The organism is Mycobacteriales bacterium (assembly GCA_035995165.1).
In the GTDB taxonomy this organism is placed as follows: domain Bacteria; phylum Actinomycetota; class Actinomycetes; order Mycobacteriales; family CADCTP01; genus CADCTP01.
Genome location: DASYKU010000136.1, coordinates 1 through 20,164, shown reverse-complemented (window position 1 = coordinate 20,164; position 20,164 = coordinate 1). Strand labels below are relative to the sequence as shown.

Annotated in this window: 23 protein-coding genes; 18 read left to right on the top strand and 5 right to left on the bottom strand. The window is 74.5% G+C overall.

All coding sequences use genetic code 11. The features are described from left to right. The first annotated feature begins 19 nt into the window (after positions 1-19). Positions 20-415: a VOC family protein gene (locus tag VGP36_22970; protein ID HEV7657573.1), complete on the top strand. Its 396-nt coding sequence runs from the start codon at positions 20-22 to the stop codon at positions 413-415. Further along, positions 412-1,479, top strand: coding sequence for a succinyl-diaminopimelate desuccinylase (dapE, locus tag VGP36_22965; GenBank protein ID HEV7657572.1), 1,068 nt, complete (start codon positions 412-414; stop codon positions 1,477-1,479). The genes VGP36_22970 and dapE overlap by 4 nt, the downstream gene beginning before the upstream one ends. Here the strand turns inward: dapE and VGP36_22960 are convergent. Further along, positions 1,466-3,187 carry a PQQ-binding-like beta-propeller repeat protein gene (locus tag VGP36_22960; GenBank protein ID HEV7657571.1) on the bottom strand — a complete coding sequence of 574 codons (1,722 nt, stop codon included), beginning with the start codon at positions 3,185-3,187 and terminating at the stop codon, positions 1,466-1,468. The two genes, dapE and VGP36_22960, sit on opposite strands and share 14 nt — an antisense overlap. A 74-nt stretch (positions 3,188-3,261) precedes the next feature. Between VGP36_22960 and VGP36_22955 the strand changes: the two genes are divergently transcribed. Genes VGP36_22955 through VGP36_22945 form a run of 3 tightly spaced genes read left to right on the top strand, consistent with a single transcriptional unit; the run spans position 3,262 to position 5,224 of the window. Then, positions 3,262-3,831: a hypothetical protein gene (locus VGP36_22955; GenBank protein HEV7657570.1), complete on the top strand. Its 570-nt coding sequence runs from the start codon at positions 3,262-3,264 to the stop codon at positions 3,829-3,831. 56 nt (positions 3,832-3,887) lie between these two features. After that, positions 3,888-4,679 (top strand): TIGR00730 family Rossman fold protein, encoded by a 792-nt coding sequence (locus tag VGP36_22950; protein ID HEV7657569.1) that lies wholly within the window; start codon positions 3,888-3,890, stop codon positions 4,677-4,679. Continuing rightward, positions 4,676-5,224: a TIGR00730 family Rossman fold protein gene (locus tag VGP36_22945; protein ID HEV7657568.1), complete on the top strand. Its 549-nt coding sequence runs from the start codon at positions 4,676-4,678 to the stop codon at positions 5,222-5,224. Before VGP36_22950 ends, VGP36_22945 begins: the two co-directional genes overlap by 4 nt. A 147-nt stretch (positions 5,225-5,371) precedes the next feature. Here VGP36_22945 and folP read toward each other — a convergent pair whose 3' ends face one another. Next, positions 5,372-6,235 (bottom strand): dihydropteroate synthase, encoded by an 864-nt coding sequence (folP, locus tag VGP36_22940; protein ID HEV7657567.1) that lies wholly within the window; start codon positions 6,233-6,235, stop codon positions 5,372-5,374. Positions 6,236-6,440: 205 nt separating this feature from the next. Here folP and VGP36_22935 point away from each other — a divergent pair, with 205 nt between their 5' ends. The 3 genes from VGP36_22935 to VGP36_22925 are packed head-to-tail and all read left to right on the top strand — an operon-like array spanning position 6,441 to position 8,007. After that, complete coding sequence (locus VGP36_22935; GenBank protein HEV7657566.1) at positions 6,441-6,938, top strand: DivIVA domain-containing protein; 498 nt, start codon at positions 6,441-6,443, stop codon at positions 6,936-6,938. Continuing rightward, positions 6,935-7,423 carry an SRPBCC family protein gene (locus VGP36_22930; GenBank protein ID HEV7657565.1) on the top strand — a complete coding sequence of 163 codons (489 nt, stop codon included), beginning with the start codon at positions 6,935-6,937 and terminating at the stop codon, positions 7,421-7,423. The genes VGP36_22935 and VGP36_22930 overlap by 4 nt, the downstream gene beginning before the upstream one ends. A gap of 26 nt (positions 7,424-7,449) precedes the next feature. After that, on the top strand, positions 7,450-8,007 hold the full coding sequence (locus tag VGP36_22925) for a DNA-3-methyladenine glycosylase I (GenBank protein ID HEV7657564.1): 558 nt from the start codon (positions 7,450-7,452) through the stop codon (positions 8,005-8,007). Positions 8,008-8,015: 8 nt separating this feature from the next. Here VGP36_22925 and VGP36_22920 read toward each other — a convergent pair whose 3' ends face one another. Further along, positions 8,016-8,804: an enoyl-CoA hydratase-related protein gene (locus VGP36_22920; protein ID HEV7657563.1), complete on the bottom strand. Its 789-nt coding sequence runs from the start codon at positions 8,802-8,804 to the stop codon at positions 8,016-8,018. Positions 8,805-9,006: 202 nt separating this feature from the next. Here VGP36_22920 and VGP36_22915 point away from each other — a divergent pair, with 202 nt between their 5' ends. The 3 genes from VGP36_22915 (at position 9,007) to VGP36_22905 (ending at position 11,032) form a co-directional block, all read left to right on the top strand. Then, positions 9,007-9,174: a DUF3117 domain-containing protein gene (locus VGP36_22915; GenBank protein ID HEV7657562.1), complete on the top strand. Its 168-nt coding sequence runs from the start codon at positions 9,007-9,009 to the stop codon at positions 9,172-9,174. 386 nt (positions 9,175-9,560) lie between these two features. Continuing rightward, on the top strand, positions 9,561-10,244 hold the full coding sequence (locus VGP36_22910; protein HEV7657561.1) for a peptidyl-tRNA hydrolase: 684 nt from the start codon (positions 9,561-9,563) through the stop codon (positions 10,242-10,244). Next, on the top strand, positions 10,241-11,032 hold the full coding sequence (locus tag VGP36_22905) for an enoyl-CoA hydratase/isomerase family protein (GenBank protein HEV7657560.1): 792 nt from the start codon (positions 10,241-10,243) through the stop codon (positions 11,030-11,032). Before VGP36_22910 ends, VGP36_22905 begins: the two co-directional genes overlap by 4 nt. 3 nt (positions 11,033-11,035) lie before the next feature. On the opposite strand, the gene glgA is transcribed toward VGP36_22905, so the two are convergent. Further along, positions 11,036-12,187, bottom strand: coding sequence for a glycogen synthase (gene glgA, locus VGP36_22900; protein ID HEV7657559.1), 1,152 nt, complete (start codon positions 12,185-12,187; stop codon positions 11,036-11,038). A gap of 23 nt (positions 12,188-12,210) precedes the next feature. Between glgA and glgC the strand changes: the two genes are divergently transcribed. The 4 genes from glgC (at position 12,211) to VGP36_22880 (ending at position 16,265) form a co-directional block, all read left to right on the top strand. Next, the gene (glgC, locus tag VGP36_22895; protein HEV7657558.1) at positions 12,211-13,431 is read left to right on the top strand and encodes a glucose-1-phosphate adenylyltransferase; all 1,221 of its coding nucleotides are present in this window, start codon (positions 12,211-12,213) and stop codon (positions 13,429-13,431) included. 131 nt (positions 13,432-13,562) lie between these two features. Then, positions 13,563-14,465, top strand: coding sequence for an ABC transporter substrate-binding protein (locus tag VGP36_22890; GenBank protein HEV7657557.1), 903 nt, complete (start codon positions 13,563-13,565; stop codon positions 14,463-14,465). Between the two features lie 13 nt (positions 14,466-14,478). Continuing rightward, entirely contained in the window at positions 14,479-15,495 is a 1,017-nt protein-coding gene (locus VGP36_22885; protein HEV7657556.1) for an amino acid ABC transporter permease, read from the top strand. A 17-nt stretch (positions 15,496-15,512) separates the two neighbouring features. After that, positions 15,513-16,265: an amino acid ABC transporter ATP-binding protein gene (locus tag VGP36_22880; protein HEV7657555.1), complete on the top strand. Its 753-nt coding sequence runs from the start codon at positions 15,513-15,515 to the stop codon at positions 16,263-16,265. A 134-nt stretch (positions 16,266-16,399) separates the two neighbouring features. Here VGP36_22880 and VGP36_22875 read toward each other — a convergent pair whose 3' ends face one another. Next, positions 16,400-17,041 (bottom strand): O-methyltransferase, encoded by a 642-nt coding sequence (locus VGP36_22875; GenBank protein ID HEV7657554.1) that lies wholly within the window; start codon positions 17,039-17,041, stop codon positions 16,400-16,402. 162 nt (positions 17,042-17,203) lie between these two features. Between VGP36_22875 and sigE the strand changes: the two genes are divergently transcribed. The 3 genes from sigE to VGP36_22860 form a co-directional block, all read left to right on the top strand. After that, positions 17,204-17,824 carry an RNA polymerase sigma factor SigE gene (sigE, locus tag VGP36_22870; protein ID HEV7657553.1) on the top strand — a complete coding sequence of 207 codons (621 nt, stop codon included), beginning with the start codon at positions 17,204-17,206 and terminating at the stop codon, positions 17,822-17,824. Continuing rightward, positions 17,821-18,531, top strand: a complete 711-nt coding sequence (locus VGP36_22865) for a zf-HC2 domain-containing protein (protein ID HEV7657552.1) — start codon at positions 17,821-17,823, stop codon at positions 18,529-18,531. The genes sigE and VGP36_22865 overlap by 4 nt, the downstream gene beginning before the upstream one ends. A gap of 430 nt (positions 18,532-18,961) precedes the next feature. After that, a partial coding sequence (locus VGP36_22860; protein HEV7657551.1) for a trypsin-like peptidase domain-containing protein occupies positions 18,962-20,164 on the top strand: 1,203 nt, incomplete at its 3' end.

Here is a 20,164-nt window from a genome sequence, read left to right as displayed (position 1 = left end):
CCGGCACTACGGTGACGCTGTGCGAGGCATCCGGTTGAAGGACATCGTGATCGACGCCCGGCACCCGGCCGGGCTGGCCCGGTTCTGGGCCACGGTCCTGGGGTACCAGGTCCGTCCGTACGAGGCCGACGACCTCGCCTTCCTGACCTCGATCGGGCGTACGCCGGAGAGCGACCCGGCCGTCGCGATCGACCCGCCGGACGGGGTGGACGCGCCGTCGGTGTTCTTCAACGAGGTCCCGGAGGTCAAGACCGTGAAGAACCGCCTGCACCTGGACGTCTGGCTGCCCGGTCCGGCGATCGAGCCGCTGGTCGGGCTCGGGGCCCAGGTCCTGCGCGGCCCGGACGAGGAGATCGACTGGTGGGTGGTCGCCGACCCGGAGGGGAACGAGTTCTGCGCGTTCCCGGCCCGATGAGCGGGCTCGACCTCGGCCTGTCCGGGGAGGACCTGACCGCCGCCCTGGTCGACTTCCCGTCGGTGTCCGGGACCGAGGGCCCGCTGGCCGACGCGGTCGAGGCGGCGCTGCGGGGTGCCGACGGGCTGGAGGTCGTCCGCGACGGCGACACGGTGCTGGCCCGTACGGCGCTGGGCCGGGCGCGGCGGGTGCTGCTGGCCGGGCACCTGGACACGGTCCCGATCGCGGACAACGTCCCGTCCCGGGTCGAGGGCGACCTGCTCTACGGCTGCGGTACGTCGGACATGAAGTCCGGGGTCGCGGTGCTGCTGCGGCTGGCCGCGCTGGCCGACCCGGCCGACGACCTGACCTTCGTCTGCTACGACAACGAGGAGGTCGAGGCGGCCAGGAACGGCCTCGGCCGGGTGGCCCGGACGCTGCCGGACTGGCTGACCGCCGACCTCGCGATCCTGCTGGAGCCGACGAACGGGGCGGTCGAGGCCGGCTGCCAGGGCACCATGCGGGCCGACGTGCTGGTCCGGGGCCGGCGCGCGCACAGCGCCCGGTCCTGGCTCGGCGTCAACGCGATCCACGCGGCGGCGCCGGTGCTGACCCGGCTGGCCGCGTACGAGCCGGCACGGGTGCTGATCGACGGCTGCGAGTACCGCGAGGGGCTCAACGCGGTCGGCGTCTCCGGCGGCGTGGCCGGCAACGTGCTGCCGGACGAGTGCCGGGTCAGCGTGAACTTCCGGTTCGCCCCGGACCGGTCCGAGGCCGAGGCGGCCGACCACATCCGCTCGGTCTTCTCCGGTCTGGACGCGGAAGTGTCCATCATGGACAGTGCGCCGGCCGCGCTGCCCGGGCTGTCCGCGCCGGCCGCGCAGGACTTCGTGGCCGCGGTCGGGACGACCCCGGTGGCCAAGTACGGCTGGACGGACGTGTCCCGGTTCGCCGCGCTCGGCATCCCGGCGGTCAACTTCGGCCCGGGCGACCCGAACCTGGCGCACACCCGGGAGGAGCACGTCGTCCGGTCCCGGATCGCGGACTGCGAGGACGCGCTGCGGGCGTACCTCACCCGGAGCTGATGCCCACCAGCTGACCGGTGATGCCGCGCCGGTCCGGCACGATCACCAGTGTCCCGCCCACGCCGGCCAGCGAGCCGGTGTCGCGGGGCTGCGCGCCGGCGGCGGCGCAGAACTGGCCGCAGCCGTCGTACCGGCGGGAGGCGACCACGCGGCCGGTGCCGTCCAGCACGGTGAGCAGGGTGCTGCCGGGGCCACCGGGGGACAGGCCCTGCAGCAGGTACCAGTGGGTGCCGTCGGTGCCGGCCAGCTGCTCGTGCTCGTCCGGGTCGGCGGTGGCCGCGGTCGGCGGCAGCCCGGTCGTCCACTGTGGACTGCCGGTGCGCGGGTCCAGGGCGACCGCGAGCGGACCGCGCCCGCGCCCGGGGGCCGGCAGCACGAACCGGCCGGCGACCACGGCACCGGTCAGCTGCTCGACGGCGGGGGCCGGCCGCCGCCAGAGCACCCGCCCGGTCGCGACCTCGACCCCGGCCAGCACGCCCTGCTCCCGCTCGTCGAACCAGATCCCGGCCACCCCGCCGGCCACCAGCACCGGCCGGTTCACGCCGCCGCTGATCACCGGCAGGTCCGAGATCGTGGCCGTCCAGGCGTCCGCCCCGGTGTCGACCCGGTACGCCGGCACCGTCCGGCTCTGGCAGAGGCTGACCACGACGAGCAGGTCGCCGGCCCGGACGTACTGGGCCGAGGAGGCGCAGCCGGCCTCGACCGCGCGCTGCCAGCGCATCGCGCCACTGCGCGGGTCCAGCGCGCGCAGCCGGCCGGCCCGCTGGTCGAGCAGCAGCAGCACGCCCGCCGGCATCAGCGTGCCGCCGGCGTGGAACGGGTAGCCCGCCCCGCGGACCGAGCCGCCGTCCCGCCGGTTCCACAGTGGACGGCCGGAGGCGAGGTCGAACGCCCGCAGCTCGCCGGCCCCGTCCCGGTCCAGCGCGAGCACCAGCACGCCGGTGGCCGGGTCGGCGCTGAACTCCGCGTTCGCGTCGGCATTGCGGTACGACCACCGCTCGGTCCCGTCGGCGGCGTCGGCCACCACGATCCGGGGCCGTCCGCTGGTGGCCAGGGTCCGGAACACCACGTACGGGCCGAAGACGGCGGCGCGGTCGGTGGCGCTCTGCCAGCGGACCGGGCCCGGGGCGGCCGGCCCGGTACCGCCGGTGGGGGCGGTGGCGTCGGTGGTGGTCCGGTCGACCAGCCGCCCGGACACCCACCAGGGGCCGCCGATCGGCGCCAGCACCGCGACCGCGACGACGATCGCCAGCCCGGCCGGCAGCGTGCCGCGCCCCCGCAGCGCGACCAGGGTCCAGGCCAGCGCGGCCCCCGCGAGCACGACCGCCTCCCGCGGCACCGCCGGCGTGGCCCGCCCGGCCAGCTGCCAGGCCGCCAGCGCGGTCGTCAGCGTGGCCAGCGCGTGCAGCGCGGCGGTCCAGCCCGCGGCCCGGCGGCTGCGGCCGGCCGGGATCGCGGTGAGCAGCGCGACCAGGACGAGCACGATCGCGAGCCGGACCCAGCCCAGCCCGGGGACGTTGTCGGGGGCGCTGGTGATCGGGGCGAGCACGGCCGGGCCGCGGCGGGAGGAGGTGCCGTCGGCGTACCAGACCGTGGCCAGCAGCAGCGCGGCCACGACCGACAGCGCGGCGGCCGGCACCAGGGCCCGGCTCCGGCCGGGGCCGCCGCGAACGACCACCGCGACCCGGTCGGCTATCCGTACGGTCATGCGCGTCCCCTCATCGGTCCCGGCCGTCGGACGCGGCCCGGTCCGGACCGGTTCCCCGGGGTAGTTTGCGCGCCATGCGCTGGACTGTGGTCGCGACCCCGGTCCTTGTGTCGACGCTGCTGCTCGCCGGCTGCCAGGGCGGGTCGGACGAGCCGACGGAGCTGCCGGTGACGACCCCGCCGGCCTCGGCCACGGCGGCTCCGGCGGTCTCCACGCCGGCCCCGATCACCACGACGACGCCAGTGCCCACCACGACGCCGGTGCCCACGACGAGCGCCGCACCGGTGACGCAGTCGCAGGCGTACCAGCGGATGGTGCAGGACTGGCAGGTCGCCCGGTCCACGTTCTTCGCCGCGGTCTCGGACGGCCGGCGCCGGACCGTCGCCCAGCAGCAGGCGCTGGCCGCGGCCCTGCTGGCCGGGGAGCGGACGTTCGCGGCCCGGCTGCGGGCGACCGACTGGCCCGACGGCGTACTCCGGCCGGTGACCGCCCTGATCGCGCAGAACCGGGCCCAGCAGGCGCGGATCACGGCGATGACGCAGGCCGGCGGCGCGGGTGAGTTCACCGCCCGGCTGGCCGACTACGGCACCGGGACGGCGGCCGAGAACGCGGCTGTCGCGGCGGTCACGTCGGCGCTGAACTGAGCCGTCGCCGGGCCCGGGTAGCGTTGTCCGTCGTGACCGAGGGCGACGAGGACGGCGTGACCGACGACGGGCGGCCTGACCGGCGGCTGCCCGAGTACCACCGCGGGCCGGTGGTGCTCCGGCGCGGCCAGATCAAGCCCGGCACGACCGACGAGCGGCTGCTGTCCAACCGCGGCCCCAAGGACTGGGTGCACACCGACCCCTGGCGGGTGCTGCGGATCCAGTCCGAGTTCGTGGAGGGCTTCGGGCTGCTGGCCGAGCTGCCCAAGGCGGTCAGCGTGTTCGGCAGCGCCCGTACGCCCCGCGACCACCCCGAGTACGAGGCCGGCCGAACGCTCGGTGCCGCGCTGGCCCGGGCCGGCTTCGCGGTCATCACCGGCGGTGGCCCGGGCGTGATGGAGGCGGTCAACCGGGGCGCGTCCGAGGCCGGCGGGGTCAGCGTCGGGCTCGGCATCGAGCTGCCGTTCGAGCAGCGGCTCAACGACTGGGTCGACATCGGGCTGAACTTCCGGTACTTCTTCGCCCGCAAGACCATGTTCGTCAAGTACGCGCAGGCGTTCGTCATCCTGCCCGGCGGTTTCGGCACCCTGGACGAGCTGTTCGAGGCGCTCACGCTCGTCCAGACCCGGAAGGTGACCAAGTTCCCGGTCATCCTCTACGGCACCGCGTACTGGGCCGGGCTGATCGCCTGGATCCGGGACACCCTGGTGCCGGCGGGCAAGGTCAACCCGGCCGACGTCGAGCTGCTCACGCTCACCGACGACGTGGACGAGACGATCAAGCTCATCAGCGACGCCGACGCCAACATGGAGGGCGGCCCGCTCCGCCCGGAGTACGACGCGGAATGACCGCGATCGCCGTCTACTGCGCGTCCGCCTCCCAGATCGACCCGTCCTACCTCACGCTCGCGGCCGAGGTCGGCACCGCGGTGGGGGACCGGGGCCACCTGCTCGTCACCGGCGGGGGCTCGGTCGCGATGATGGGCGCGGTCGGGAAGGCCGCCCGGGCCGCCGGCGCGCACACCGTCGGGGTGATCCCGCGGCACCTGGTGCTCATGGAGGTCGCCGACCACGACTCGGACGAGCTGGTCCTGGTCGACACGATGCGCGAGCGCAAGGCCGAGATGGACCGGCGGGCCGAGGCGTTCCTGGTGCTGCCGGGCGGGATCGGCACGCTGGAGGAGTTCTTCGAGGTCTGGACCGCGGCCAGCCTCGGCATGCACGCCAAGCCGGTTGTCGTGCTCGACCCGGACGGTTTCTACGACCCGCTCTGGGCCTGGCTGACCGACCTGGAGAAGCGCGGCTTCGTCCGCCGGGCCGCGCTCGACACGCTCCTGCTCGCCCGTACGGTCCCGGCCGCCCTGACCGCCGCCGAGACCGGCCGCCTGCCGTAGGCCCCGGGCCTGACCCCGCCGGGACACGGCCGGGCCCGCAGCATCCGGCCCCGGCCATGCCGAGACACGGCCGGCCCGCAGCATCCGGACCGCGGCCCGGGCGAGGCCGCGCCGGGACACGGCCGGGCCTGCGGTATCCGGCCCGCCTCAGGCGAGGCCGCGCCGGGATACGGCCGGGGGGCGGGTGCCGCGGATGGAGGCGACGGTGTCCAGCGCCCGCCGGGTCGCGGCGACATCGTGCGCGCGGAAGACCCGCGCCCCCAACCAGGCCGAGACCGCCGTCGCCGCGAGCGTGCCCTCCAGCCGCTCGCCCGGCGGCAGATCGAGCGTCTCGCCGACGAAGTCCTTGCGGGACAGCGAGACCAGCACCGGCCAGCCGGTCGCGACCAGCTCGCCGAGCCGCCGGGTCACCTCCAGCGAGTGCCGGGTGTTCTTGCCGAAGTCGTGGGCCGGGTCGATGAGGATCCCGTCGGCCCGGACCCCGGCCGCGACTGCCCGCTCGGCCAGCCCGGTCACGGTCGTGACCACGTCCGCCACCACGTCGTCGTACGCGACCCGATGCGGGCGGGTGCGCGGCGGCAGCCCGCCCGCGTGCGCGCAGACCAGCCCGGCGCCGTGCTCGGCCGCGACCGCGGCCAGCTCCGGGTCGGTGCCGCCCCAGGTGTCGTTGAGCAGGTCGGCGCCCTCGGCGGCCAGCGTCCGGGCGACCTGCGAGCGCCAGGTGTCCACGCTGATGACCAGCTCCGGGTGCCCGGCCCGGACCGCGGCGACCAGCTCGGCGGTCCGGCGCAGCTCCTCGGCCGGGTCGACCTCGGCGCCGGGTCCGGCCTTCACCCCGCCGATGTCCACGATCCCGGCGCCCTCGGCCACCGCGCGGTCGACCGCGTCCAGGGCGGCGCCCAGCGCGTAGGTCGCGCCGCGGTCGTAGAACGAGTCCGGGGTCCGGTTCACGATCGCCATCACGACCAGCTCGTCGTCGCCGAAACTGCGGCGGCCCAGGCGCAACGGCACCCGCCCACCCTCGCACGGCCGCCTCCGGACAGCTCCGCCGGACCCGGGCGGGGCGCCCGGCCGGATGCGCGCGGCTGCGCCCGCCGGACCCGTCCGGCCGGATGGTGCGCGGCTGCGCCCGCCGGACCCGTCCGGCTGCTCCGCCGGGCATCGGCCCGGCGAGCCCGGGCGGGCCGCGGACAGGCGCCCGTGCCACCATCAGGGCGTGGGTACGGTGCTGGGCTACATCATCGCGCTGCTCGTGGTCGGCGGCGTGCTGTTCCTCGTCGCGTCGTACGCGTTCGGCCGGGGCGAGGAGATGGCGCCGGTGCTGCCCGAGGGCACGCCGGTCGAGCTGCCGGAGGACCGGCTGGCCGACGGCGACGACCTGCGCGGGCTGCGGCTGTCGGTGGCGCTGCGCGGCTACCGGATGGACGAGGTCGACTGGCTGCTGGACCGGCTGTCCGAACAGGTCGACACCCGGGACCGGGAGATCGCCCGGCTCCGCTCGGTCCTGCACGTCGAGCCCGTCGACGAGCCCGAGCCCACCCACCTGTACGGGGACCGGTACGCCCGCGAGGAGCACGGCGAGGACGCGGTCGAGGACGAGGGCAGCAACGGGCACCGGCCCCGTGCCGTCCCCGAGGACCTGCGCCCGGACTCCGGGGCGCGCCCGGACGAACCGGCCCGCGACGTCCACACCCACCGGGCCGAGTCCGAATGACGGTCCGGGACACCTCGTCCGGACCGTCCCAGGTCCGGCTGGAGGTCGACGTCGACGCCCCGGTCGAGCGGACCTGGGCCGCTGCGATCGACTGGGACCGGCAGCGGGAGTGGATGCTCGGCACCACCGTGCGCGGCACCGAGCAGGGCGGTCACGGCGTCGGCGCCCGGATCCGGGCCGCGACCGGATTCGGCCCGCTCGCGGTCGTCGACACGATGGAGATCACCGGCTGGGACCCGCCGCGCGGCGCGTACGTCCGGCACCTGGGCAAGGTCGTCCGCGGCACCGCCGCCTTCGAGGTCCGGGAGCGCCCCGGCGGCTCGACGTTCGGCTGGACCGAGGACCTGGACCTGCCGCTCGGGGCGGTCGGCCGGCTCGGCTTCCGGGTGCTGCGGCCCGCGTTCGTCTCCGGGCTGACCCTCTCGCTGCGCCGGTTCGCGGACTGGGCCCGGACGTACCCCGGTTCTGTCGGAGGCGAGGGCTAGCGTCCCGGGACGTGGACGACATCGTGGTGGGCGCGGACGGGCGCCCGCGCTGCGGCTGGGCCGGCGCGACCGAGATCTACCGGGGCTACCACGACGACGAGTGGGGCGTGCCCCAGCGCGACGAGGTCCGGCTGTACGAGAAGCTCTGCCTGGAGGCGTTCCAGTCCGGGCTGTCCTGGCTGACGATCCTGCGCAAGCGGGAGGCGTTCCGGTCCGCGTTCTCCGGGTTCGAGCCGGAGAAGGTGGCCGCCTTCGGGCCGGACGACGTGGCCCGGCTGATGGCCGACGCCGGCATCGTCCGCAACCGGGCCAAGGTCGACGCGGCCATCGCCAACGCCCGGGCCACGCTGGAGCTGCCGGCCGGGCTGGCCGCGCTGCTCTGGTCGTTCGCGCCCGACCCGGCGACCCGGGCCCGGCCGCGGACGTTCGCCGACGTCGCGGCGACCACGCCGGAGTCGACCGCGATGGCCAAGGAGCTGCGCAAGCGCGGCTTCAAGTTCGTCGGTCCCACCACGGCGTACGCGTTGATGCAGGCCTGCGGGCTGGTCGACGACCACCTGGTCGGCTGCTGGCGGGCCGGCTGAGCTCAGACTCAGTAGCCCCGGAAGACGGGCCGCTCCTTGCGGACGAACGCGGCCGTCGCGTCCCGGTGGTCGGGGCTGGCGCCGAGCGCGTTCTGCAGCACGCCCTCCTTCTCCAGTGCGGAGGCCAGCGGGTGCGCGGCCGAGTAGGCCAGCGCCTCCTTGATCGCGGCGTACGCGGCGGTCGGGCCGGCGGCGAGCCGGGCGGCCAGCTCGAAGGCGGCCGTCTGCACCTCGTCGGCCGGGACGACGGCGTTGACCAGCCCCATCTCCAGCGCGGCGGAGGCGCTCACCGGCTCGGCCAGGATGGCCAGCGCGGTGGCCCGGGCGTGCCCGATCAGCCGGGGCAGCGTCCAGGACGCGCCGGTGTCCAGGCCCAGCCCGACGTTCGCGAACGCGAGCAGGAACTTCGCGTTGTCGGCCGCGATCCGGAAGTCGCAGGCGAACGTCAGCGACGCGCCGGCGCCGGCCGCGATCCCGTTCACGGCCGCGATCACCGGCTTGGGCATGGTCGCCAGGGCCAGGCAGATCGGGTTGTAGTGCCGCTCGACCGTGTTCAGCGGGCTCGCGTCGCCGGCCGCCAGCAGGTCGGCGTGCTCGCGCAGGTCCTGCCCGGCGCTGAAGCCGCGGCCCGCCCCGGTGAGCACCACGGCCCGCGCCGCGGGGTCCGCGGCGACCTGCAGAAACGTCTCCAGCAACGCCTCTTTGAGCTCCACGGTGAGCGAGTTGAGGGCGTCAGGACGATTCAACGTGATCGTCGCGACGCCCTCGCTCATGCTCACCAGTACGGTGTCGGACACCACAGACCTCCCGGGACGGCGGCGACGGCGGAGCGGTCCCTGCCGCTCCTACCGTACGGGGCTCGGCCAGCCCGGTTTCCTACCACGCCCGCGATCAGGAACAATGATCGGCGCCACATGCTGGCCGGCCGCTACCGCGGACGGTGAGCGCCCAGGTCAGAGATTGGAGCGGGTCCCGCAGGACCCGCTGGAGGAGGCAGGAATGGCGGCCATGAAGCCGCGGACGGGTGACGGTCCGCTCGAGGTCACCAAGGAGGGGCGCGGCATCGTCATGCGCGTCCCGCTGGAGGGCGGCGGTCGCCTCGTCGTCGAGATGTCGGCCGAGGAGGCCACCGCGCTCGGTGACGCCCTCAAGTCTGCCGCCGGCTGACTCCTGCCCGTGCTGCTCGGCCCCGGCCCACTCGGCCGGGGCCGCGCTGTACTCGGCTGCCGGTCCGGCCGTTCCGGGACGGGACCGACCGCCGGTCCGGTCGTTCCGGGACGGGACCGACCGCCGGTCCGGCCGTCTGTCGGCGCCCGACGCCGGCCCGGGGGTGTCGCCGGCGCTCCGACCGGGCCGCGGACATCGGCCTCCGGGCCTGCCGTGGGCCGCGGCACACGGCGGTGCGGCGGCCGCAGGGCGGGCCACGGTGCGCCGCTCGGGCAGCCGCCGGAGGGCCGGCTGCGGTGCGCCGTCCGGAGGGCCGGGCGCGGGCGCGGGGCGTCGGGAGCGGGTCTCGCGGGACGGGTGGGGGATGGGGTGCGAGGAGGGTCAGGGTGACGGGAGTGCAGGCGGGGGATCCGCGGGATCTGGCGCCGCAGTACGTGCTGCCGCTGGTGGTCCGCGTGGAGCGGGCCGACCCGCCGGCGCGGACCGACGCGCTGGAGGGCGCGGCCCAGGCCGTCCTCACCCTGCTCACCGATCCTCGTACGGAAGGTGACGGCGACTGGGCCGAGGCGGTCCGGGCCTGGTCCGACGCCCGGATCCGCAAGGTCGTCCGCCGGGCCCGCGGCGCCGAGTGGCGCCGGGCCGAGGCCCTCGACGGCATCACCGTGACGCACGGCACAGCCGAGGTCCGGGTCTTCCCGCCGGTCCCGCTGGACGCCTGGCCCCGGGACCTGGCCCGGCTGCAGGTCTCCGGCACCGACTTCGACGACCCGGACCCGCCGGCCCCGCCCGCGCCCGGCGTCCCGGTCCTGTGGCTGAACCCGGCCGTCGAGCTCACCGCGGGCAAGGCGATGGCCCAGGTCGGGCACGCGGCCCAGCTCGGCCTGGTCGCCCTGGACGAGGCCGACGCCCGGAAGTGGCGCGACGACCGCTTCCCGGTCGCGGTCCGGGTCGCCGACCGCTCCCGCTGGGAGGACCTGCTGGCCCGGGACCTGCCGGTGGTCCGCGACGCCGGCTTCACCGAGGTCGCGCCGGGCACCTGCACGGCGGTGGCGGAGATACTCCGGGCATGACCCTCGTCGATCTCGCCGACCGGGACGCCGGCGTCGTCCTGCTCACCCTGAACGACCCGGACCGCCGCAACGCGATGACCGCACAGATGGGCGCGGACCTGGCCGCCGCGCTGGCCGAGCTGGGCACCCGCGACGACGTCCGCGTGGTCGTGCTCACCGGGGCCGGCTCGGCGTTCTCGGGCGGCGGGGACCTGGCCCTGCTGGCGGACAAGGCCGCGGACGCCAAGGCCGGGCACGACCAGACCGCCCCGATGCGCCGGTTCTACGAGGCGTTCCTGTCCGTGGTCGACGCGCCGTTCCCGGTGCTCGCGGCCGTGAACGGACACGCGATCGGCGCGGGCGCCTGCGTCGCGATCGCCTGCGACCTGACCGTCATGTCGAAGGACGCGGCGATCGGCTTCAACTTCGTCCGGCTCGGGATCCACCCCGGGATGGGCGGCTCCTGGTCGCTGCCCCGGCTGGTCGGGCCGCAGCGGGCGGCCGAGCTGCTCTACACCGGGCGGCTGCTGTCCGGCGAGGAGGCGGCCGAGTACGGCATGGCGCTGCAGGCGGTCGCGCCCAAGGACGTGCTGCCGCGGACGCTGGAGCTGGCCACCGCGATCGCCCGCAGCGCGCCGCAGCCGGTCCGCCAGCTCAAGCAGTCGCTGGCCGGCGCGGGCAGCCGGACGCTGGCCGAGCAGCTCGACGTCGAGGCCGCGGCCCAGGCCGAGAACTACCGGACGGCGGACGTCGACGAGGGCCTGCGCGCCGCCCGCGACCGCCGCCCCCCGCACTTCCAGGGCGCGTAGGACTCAGCGCAGCGACCCGTACACCTCGATGGTCCGGCGGGCGATCGCGTCCCAGCCGAACTCCCGCTCGGCCCGGGCCCGCCCCGCCCGGCCCATCTCGGCCGCTTTCGCCGGGTCGGTGACCAGCGCGTTCACCGCCTCGGCCAGGGCAGCCTCGAACCCCTCCGGGTACGAGCCCGCGTACGGCACGAGGGTCCCGGTCTTGCCGTCCTCGACCACCTCGGGGATCCCGCCGACGGCCGAGGCGACGACCGCGGTCTCGCAGGCCATCGCCTCCAGGTTCACGATGCCGAGCGGCTCGTACACCGAGGGGCAGACGAACAGGGTGGCGTGGGTGAGCAGCTGGACCACGTCCGCGCGGGGCAGCATCTCGGAGATCCAGACCACCCCGGTCCGGCTCGCCCGCAGCTCCTCGACCGCGGCCGCCGTGGCCGTGCCGATCTCCGGCGTGTCCGGCGCGCCCGCGCAGAGCACCAGCTGGGCCTCGGGCACGAACGACTTGGCCGCCTCGAGCAGGTGCCCGACGCCCTTCTGCCGGGTGATCCGCCCGACGAAGATCACGTACGGCCGGGAGGTGTCGATCCCGTGCCGCTCCAGCACGTCGGTCGCGGGATCCGGCGCGTAGAGCATCGCGTCGATGCCGTTGTGGACGACGTGCACCTTGTCCGGGTCCATGAACGGGTACACCGCCATGATGTCGGACTTCATCCCGTGGCTGACCGCGATCACCGCGTCGGCGTTGCGGTACGCGGTCCGCTCGGCCCAGGACGACACCCGGTAGCCGCCGCCGAGCTGCTCGACCTTCCACGGCCGCTGCGGCTCCAGCGAGTGCGCGGAGAGCACGTGCGGCACGCCGTGCAGCAGCCCGCCGAGCACGCCGGCGACGTTCGCGTACCAGGTGTGGGAGTGCAGCACGTCGCAGTCGGCGACCGCCTCGGCGATCTCCAGGTCGACCCCGAGCGTCTGCAGCGCGGGGTTGGAGCGGGTCAGCCCGTCGGGCACCGAGTGCGCCACGGCGCCCTCCCGGGGCCCCCCGAAGCAGTGCACCTCGACATCGACCAGCCGCCGCAACTCGCGGACGAGGAAGTCGACGTGAACGCCGGCACCCCCGTAGACGTCAGGCGGATACTCCCGCGTCAGCACTCCCACTCGCACAACCCACAGGTTAGGGTCAATGCATGCGCGCGAACCCTCGTGTCCTGGGGATTGTTCTCGCGGGGGGCGAGGGAAAACGTCTGTGGCCGCTGACGGCCGACCGCGCCAAGCCCGCGGTCCCCTTCGGTGGCTCCTACCGGCTGGTCGACTTCGTCCTGTCCAACCTGGTCAACGCCGGGTATCTGCGGATCGCGGTGCTGACCCAGTACAAGTCGCACTCGCTGGACCGGCACATCACCCAGACCTGGCGGATGTCGACGATCCTCGGCAACTATGTGACGCCGGTGCCGGCCCAGCAGCGGCTCGGCCCGCGCTGGTTCACCGGCAGCGCCGACGCGATCTTCCAGAGCTTCAACCTGATCTACGACGACCAGCCCGACCACATCGTCGTCTTCGGCGCCGACCACGTGTACCGGATGGATCCCCGGCAGATGGTCGAGCAGCACATCGAGAGCAAGGCCGCGGTCACCGTGGCCGGCATCCGGGTGCCGCGCAACGAGGCCAGCGGCTTCGGCATCATCGACGCCGACGAGAACGGCAGGATCAAGGGCTTCCTGGAGAAGCCCACCGACCCGCCCGGCCTGCCCGACAGCCCCAACGAGTCGTACGCGTCGATGGGCAACTACGTCTTCACCACCGAAGCGCTGGTCGAGGCGCTGCGCACGGACGCCGGTGACGAGGCCTCGATCCACGACATGGGCGGCAGCATCATCCCGATGCTGACCAAGGACGGCGCCGCCCGGGTGTACGACTTCGCCGACAACGACGTGCCCGGCGCCTCCGAGCGGGACCGCGGCTACTGGCGCGACGTCGGGACCATGGACTCGTACTACGACGCCCACATGGACCTGGTCGCGGTCCACCCGATCTTCAACCTCTACAACAAAGAGTGGCCGATCTTCACCAACACCCCGCAGCTGCCGCCGGCGAAGTTCGTCGAGGGCGGGCTGGCCCAGGAGTCGATCGTCGGGGCCGGCACGATCCTGGCCGGCTCGACCGTGCGGCACTCGGTGATCTTCCCGGGCGTGACCGTCCTGCAGGGGGCGTACGTCGAGGGCAGCGTGCTGATGCCGGGCACCCGGGTCGAGGCCGGCGCGGTCGTCCGGCGCGCCATTCTGGACAAGAACGTGCAGGTCCCGGCAGGTGCGCACATCGGCGTCGACACCGAGCTGGACAAGCAGCGATACCACGTCAGCGACGCCGGGATCGTGGTGCTGGGCAAGGGGGAGCTGGCGCAGCCGTAGTCGGTCGGTCACTCTGAGTGTCGGAAATGTAACGCGGCGTTCACCCCGTCACGAGTTGGTCTCCCCTGCTGCGGCTTTGCCGGAGAGTGGCTTAGTGTTCCGGCATTCGTCCCTGCCCGAGGAGGCCCCTGGTGAAGGTCCGTCGCGTGTACGTCGCCGCCGCGGTGGCGATGGCCCTCGCTGCCGCCGGCTGTGCGAACAACGAGGACTCCGACTCCGGAACCGCGGCCGCGCCGTCCGGGTCGGCCTCGTCGGCCTTCAGCATCGACTCGATCCAGAAGGACGCCGCGCTGGCCGGGCAGGTGGACAGCAAGATCTCCGCCGACGGCAAGCTGGTCTTCGGCACCGACCCGACGTACGAGCCCAACGAGTTCAAGCAGGGCGGCAAGATCGTCGGGTTCGACGTCGACCTGGGCACCGCGATCGCGAAGAAGCTCGGGCTGACCGCGGACTTCGAGGAATCGAAGTTCGACGCGATCCTGCCCGCCCTCGGCACCCGGTACGAGCTGGGCATGTCCTCGTTCACCGACAACCCGGACCGGGAGAAGGTCGTCGACTTCGTCACCTACTTCAGCGCCGGGACGCAGTGGGCCTCGAAGGACTCCGCGTTCGACCCGGACAACGCCTGCGGCAAGAAGGTCGCCGTGCAGACCGGCACCGTGCAGGACACCGACGACCTGCCGGCCCGGCAGAAGAAGTGCGCCGGCAACGCCATCCAGATCCAGCGCTACGACGCCCAGGACGAGGCCACCAACGCGGTCGTGCTCGGCAAGGCCGACGCGGTGCTCGCCGACTCCCCGGTCATGGCCGGCGCGGTGAAGAAGGTCGGCGGCGGGCTCACCCTGGTCGGCCAGGTCTACGACGCCGCGCCGTACGGGATCGCGATCCCGAAGACCTCCGGCACCACCAAGGACGCCGTGCTCGGGGCGGTCAAGGCGCTGGTCACCGACGGCTCGTACAAGGCGATCACGGCCAAGTGGGGGGTCAGCGCCGGGGCGATCACCGACCCGGTGATCAACGGCGCGGCCAGCTGATCCGGACGGACCGGTGACGACGACCTCGCGGGAGGCGCCCGCGGCGACGGGCGGCGCGCCCGAGGACATCACGGCGGTCCCGGTCCGCCACCCCGGTCGCTGGATCGGGGTGGCGGTGCTCGCCGTCCTGGTCGCCATGCTCGTCAACGGCGTGGTGAACAACGACGCCTACCACTGGGACACGGTCGGCAAGTACGTCTTCGACCAGCGGCTGTCCGCGGCCGCGGTGGTCACGCTGGAGCTCACCGTGCTGGCGATGTTCTTCGCCGTCGTGCTCGGCGTGATCCTCGCGGTGATGCGGCTCTCGCCGAACCCGATCCTGTCCTCGGCGGCCTGGGTCTACCTCTGGGTCTTCCGCGGCACGCCGGTCTACACCCAGCTCGTGTTCTGGGGCCTGATCAGCGTGCTCTACCCGAAGCTCGGGTTCGGGATCCCGTTCGGCCCGGAGTTCGTGTCGTTCCAGACCCAGAACGTGATCACGTTCTTCGTGGCCGCGGTGATCGGGCTGTCGCTGAACGAGTCCGCGTACATGGCCGAGATCGTGCGGGCCGGCATCACCTCGGTCGACCTCGGCCAGAACGAGGCCGCCGCGGCGCTGGGCATGCAGCGGACCCAGATCATGCGCCGGATCGTGCTGCCGCAGGCGATGCGGGTGATCATCCCGCCGACCGGCAACGAGCTGATCTCGATGCTCAAGACCACCTCGCTGGTGGTCGCGGTGCCGTTGACCTCGGAGCTCTACTCCAAGAGCCGGGAGATCGCGCTGGCCCTGTTCCAGCCGGTGCCGCTGCTGATCTGCGCCGCGCTCTGGTACCTGGCGGTCACCTCCGTGCTGATGGTCGGGCAGTACTACCTCGAGCGGTACTACGCCCGGGGCAGCTCGCGGCAGCTGCCGCCGACCCCGCTGGAGCGGCTGCGGGCCCGACTGCGGGGAATGCGGCCGCCGCCGGCCCGCGGCGCGGACGTCGTCCCGGGCGCCCGCGGACCCGGCGGCTGGACAGATCCCGGCGGCAGCGGGCACGGCCTGTGACCGCGACCCCGCCGCCGATGGTGCTGTCCGAGGGCGTGCACAAGCGCTACGGCCGGCTCGAGGTGCTCAAGGGCATCGACCTCACCGTCGCCTCCGGCTCGGTGATGTGCGTGATCGGGCCATCCGGCTCGGGCAAGTCCACGTTCCTGCGTTGCATCAACCACCTGGAGCAGATCAACTCCGGCCGGCTGTACGTCGACGGCGTCCTGGTCGGCTACCGGCAGCGCGGCGACAAGCTGCACGAGCTGCGCGAGTCCGAGATCGCCACGCAGCGCGTCGACGTCGGCATGGTCTTCCAGCACTTCAACCTGTTCCCGCACATGACCGTGCTCGGCAACCTCATCGAGGCGCCGCTGAAGGTGAAGCGGGAGCCGAAGAAGGAGGCCGTCGCCCGGGCCCGCGAGCTGCTGGACCGGGTCGGCCTCGGCGACAAGCACGACGCGTACCCGCGGCAGCTGTCCGGCGGTCAGCAGCAGCGGGTGGCGATCGCCCGGGCGCTGTGCATGCGGCCGAAGCTGATGCTCTTCGACGAGCCGACCTCGGCGCTGGACCCGGAGCTGGTCGGCGAGGTGCTGGACGTGATGCGCGGGCTGGCCGAGAGCGGCATGACGATGGTCGTGGTCACCCACGAGATGGGCTTCGCCCGCGAGGTCGGCGACCAGCTTGTCTTCATGGACGGCGGCGTGGTGGTCGAGGCCGGGCAGCCGCGGGACGTGCTCGGCAGCCCCAAGCACGAGCGCACCCGCTCGTTCCTCTCGAAGGTGCTCTGAGCCTCCGGGGGCGCCCCGGACCCCGGCGCGAGATGCCGGCCCGCGGCCCGTCAGGACGCGCGGTCGCCCGATCGAGCAGGCCGTGACCGGCGGCGCCGGTCAGGCCTTCTTGACGGCGGCGAGCAGGCCGTCGGTCAGGCCTTCTTCACCGCGGCGAGCAGGCCGTCGCCGGCGTGGAGGAGGACCGGGACCAGGCGCTCGTCGTCGCGGATCGCGCGGCCGAGGTCGCGCATCGCCACGGTCTCGGGGTCGCGCTGGGCCGGGTCGGCGACCTTGTCGTGCCAGAGCACGTCGTCGAACGCGACCACGCCGCCCGGGCGCAGCAGCCGCAGCGCCTCGGTGAGGTAGTCGCCGTACTCGGGCTTGGCCGCGTCGATGAAGACCAGGTCGTACCCGCCGTCGGCGAGGCGGGGGAGGACCTCCAGCGCGTTGCCGCCGATCAGCCGGGCCCGGCCGGAGGGGATGCCGGCCTCGGCGAACGCCTGCCGCGCCGCCCGCTGGTGTTCCGGGTCCTTGTCCACGGTCGTGAGCACGCCGTCCGGCCGCATGCCGCGCAGCAGCCACAGCCCGGAGACGCCGGCGCCGGTGCCGACCTCGACCACGGCCCGCGCGTTCGTCGCCGCGGCCAGGAACCGCAGCGCGGCGCCCCCGCCGGGGCCGATCGGGACACAGCCGAGCTCGGCGCCCCGGGTCCGGGCGGCCTGCAGGGGCGGGTCCTCGGCCAGGTAGGCCTCCGCGTACTCCCGGCTGGCGAGGACCGCCGATTTGTCCGGCACGCCCGGCAGCGTAGCCGCATCACACCAGGGAACGGGGGCGGCACCCCGCACGTTGGGGGAAGCAAGAAAGGGCACCGCAAGCTGTGGGCTTGCTGACGCGAGCTGTGGGCTTGCTGAGACAACGGGTGCCACGGGTCGGCTTGAGGGGAGTGGTCAGGCACCATGGCGGTGTTCGCATCGTCGTACGCGTCGGATACCGGAGGTGCCGTGATCGACGCCTCGGCATCCACGTGGGTGCCCCCGACCTGGGATGAGGTCGTGCGAGAGCACTCCGCCCGGGTCTACCGCCTCGCCTACCGGCTCTCGGGCAACCAGCAGGACGCCGAGGACCTCACCCAGGAGACGTTCGTCCGGGTGTTCCGGTCCCTGGCCGACTACACCCCCGGCACGTTCGAGGGCTGGCTGCACCGGATCACCACCAACCTGTTCCTGGACATGGTCCGGCGCCGGCAGCGCATCCGGTTCGACGCGCTGCCCGAGGACACCGAGCGCCTGCCGGGACGGGAACGCAGCCCCGAGCAGGTGTACGCGGAGGGGGCCTTCGACGCGGACGTGCAGGCCGCGCTGGACGCGCTGCCGCCGGACTTCCGCGCCGCCGTGGTGCTGTGCGATATCGAGGGCCTGTCGTACGAGGAGATCGCGGCGACCCTGGGCATCAAGCTCGGCACTGTCCGCTCGCGGATCCACCGCGGCCGGGTGCTGCTGCGGGAGGCGCTGGCGCACCGCGCGCCGCGGGTGCCCGCCGCCGAGATCGCGCCGGCGGCCGAGGGAGGTGCGTCGTGACCCTGCCCGACCTGCACCTGGCCGAGGACGCGCTCGTCGGCTACGTCGACGGCATGCTGTCCTCCGCCGCGGACGAGCGCGCGTCCCGCCACCTGCGAGCCTGCGCCGAGTGCCGGGCCGCGGTCGACGCCGAGCGGGAGGCGAAGGCGCTGCTCGGCGCGACGCCGGACCCGTGCCTGCCGGCCGGCCTGCTGGCCAAGCTGCTGGACGTGCCGATGACCGCGGACATCGGCAGCACCGACCGGATCCTCGCCTTCGACGGCGACTCGCTCGGCTGGTCGTCCTCCTCCTTTCCCGACCGTACGGCTCCGAGGCGTTCCTTTCCCGGCCGCACGGCTCCGAGGCGTTCCTTTCCCGGTCGCTCCGCTCGGGAGCCGCGGGTCATGGAGCGCCGGGCCACCGCACCGGCGCGCTCCGGCGCATCCGTCCGCCCCGGCGGGACCTCCCGTCCGGCCGGGCGCAGCGCCCGGTCCCGGCGGACCCGCCGCGGGCTGGCGGTCTCACTGGCCGGGCTGGCGTTCGGGGTGATCGCCTCGGCCGCGTCCGGCGGCACGTCCGGCGCGGCGGCGCCGTCGCGGCCCGGGGACGGGCCCGGGACGACTCGGCTGGTCGTCGGCAGCACGACGCCGATGGACGTGAGCCGCCCGTTCCTCTTCCGCCGCCCCGACAGCAAGACCCTCACCCCCGCTGCCACCCCGGCCCCGTAACCCACCTTCCCTGCCGGCTCGCGCCTCGACCGAGCCGCCTCGGCCGGCTCCACCGGACGTCCCGTCCGTGTCCGTCCGCGGCGCCGCCGCCCGGCCGACCTCCCGGGTGCGGTTCGCCTGCGGGTTCCGTCGCCTGGCCGGCCTCCCGGTGCGGGTCCGCCGCGAGGGGGGCGTCCCGGGTGTGGTTCCTCTGCGGTTCCGCCGGGCCTCCCGTCGCCGCCGGGTCGGCCGGCGCCCGCGACCGGACGCCCCGGGTCGGCCGGGACGCGGCCGGGATCGGCCGGGACGCGCGGGCGCCGGCCGCGGGGGCTGTCGTGCGGCGCGGCGGCGGGTGCCGGGCGGCGTGTGGGTGGGTAGACGGGGAGAGCGGTTCCTGACGGGGACTTGACGGCGGGTCGGGCAGGGTTGGGGACGTGCCGGGGAGGGGTCGATGACCGAGCAGGACCCTCGGGCGAACGGCAACGGCCGTTCGTCCGCGCTGGAGGCCGCCTTCGGGCGCCCGCCCGGCGTCGACTCGTCGTTCGCGCCGGGCGCCCCGCCCGTGCCGCCCCCGGCTCCGCCGCCACCCCCACCGGCCCCGGGCCTGCGCCGGATGTTCGGCCGCCCGAACGGCGTGGCCCAGTCGTTCGACCCGCCGCCCGGTGCGCTCCGCGACAACACCCCGCTGCCGGAGTCGCCCTGGTGGAAGCCGGATGCGGCCCGCGATCCCTGGCGGGACGCGCAGTCCCCGTCCCGCCTGGGCGGCCCGCCGGACTTCGGTGACGGCACGACCCCGCCGGCCGAGGCCGCCGAGGCCGAGCCGGGCAAGGGCGGCAGACGCCGCTGGGGCCTGCGCAACATCACCCTGACCGCCGCGGTCGTCCTGCTGCTGGCCGGCCTGCTCACCGGCATCGCCGGCGGCGTGGTCGGCTACCTCGCCGCGGACCGGATCACCCCGGCCCTGCTCGACCCGGACTCGACGCTGTCCTCGGTCAGCCCGCCGGTGAACCGGCCGCCCGGCTCGATCGCCGACATCGCCAAGCGGGTGCTGCCGGTGGTCGTCTCGGTCGAGGTCAGCTCGTCGGCCGGCTCCGGGACCGGCTCGGGCGTGGTGATCGACGGCGCCGGCTACGTGCTGACCAACAACCACGTGGTCTCCGAGATCGCGACCAGCGGCTCCGGCACGCTGCGGGTCCGCTTCAACGACCAGTCCGCGGTGACCGCCCGGATCGCGGGCCGGGACCCGAAGACCGACCTGGCCGTGCTCAAGGTGGAGAAGCCGGGCCTGACCGTGGCCTCGCTGGGCGACTCCAGCCAGCTCGCGGTCGGCGACCCGGTGATCGCGATCGGCTCCCCGCTCGGCCTGGCCAGCACGGTCACCTCCGGCATCGTCAGCGCGCTGGACCGGCCGGTCCGGCTCGGCGGCGAGGGCGGCACCTCCGGCAGCGACACCAACGCGGTGATCAACGCGATCCAGACCGACGCCTCGATCAACCCCGGCAACTCCGGCGGGGCGCTGGTCGACAGCTCCGGCGCGGTCGTCGGCATCAACTCCGCGATCGCCACGCTGAGTTCGGGCGCCGGCCAGTCCGGCAGCATCGGGCTCGGCTTCGCGATCCCGATCAACGAGGCCCGGGCGATCGCCCAGCAGCTG

Bases quoted from the DNA above. Each gene is read 5' to 3' on its own strand.
- dapE (HEV7657572.1), top strand. From the start codon at position 412: ATGAGCGGGCTCGACCTCGGCCTGTCCGGGGAGGACCTGACCGCCGCC.
- VGP36_22960 (HEV7657571.1), bottom strand. From the start codon at position 3,187: ATGACCGTACGGATAGCCGACCGGGTCGCGGTGGTCGTTCGCGGCGGC.
- VGP36_22955 (HEV7657570.1), top strand. From the start codon at position 3,262: ATGCGCTGGACTGTGGTCGCGACCCCGGTCCTTGTGTCGACGCTGCTG.
- VGP36_22945 (HEV7657568.1), top strand. From the start codon at position 4,676: ATGACCGCGATCGCCGTCTACTGCGCGTCCGCCTCCCAGATCGACCCG.
- VGP36_22930 (HEV7657565.1), top strand. From the start codon at position 6,935: ATGACGGTCCGGGACACCTCGTCCGGACCGTCCCAGGTCCGGCTGGAG.
- VGP36_22915 (HEV7657562.1), top strand. From the start codon at position 9,007: ATGGCGGCCATGAAGCCGCGGACGGGTGACGGTCCGCTCGAGGTCACC.
- VGP36_22905 (HEV7657560.1), top strand. From the start codon at position 10,241: ATGACCCTCGTCGATCTCGCCGACCGGGACGCCGGCGTCGTCCTGCTC.
- glgC (HEV7657558.1), top strand. From the start codon at position 12,211: ATGCGCGCGAACCCTCGTGTCCTGGGGATTGTTCTCGCGGGGGGCGAG.
- VGP36_22880 (HEV7657555.1), top strand. From the start codon at position 15,513: ATGGTGCTGTCCGAGGGCGTGCACAAGCGCTACGGCCGGCTCGAGGTG.
- sigE (HEV7657553.1), top strand. From the start codon at position 17,204: ATGGCGGTGTTCGCATCGTCGTACGCGTCGGATACCGGAGGTGCCGTG.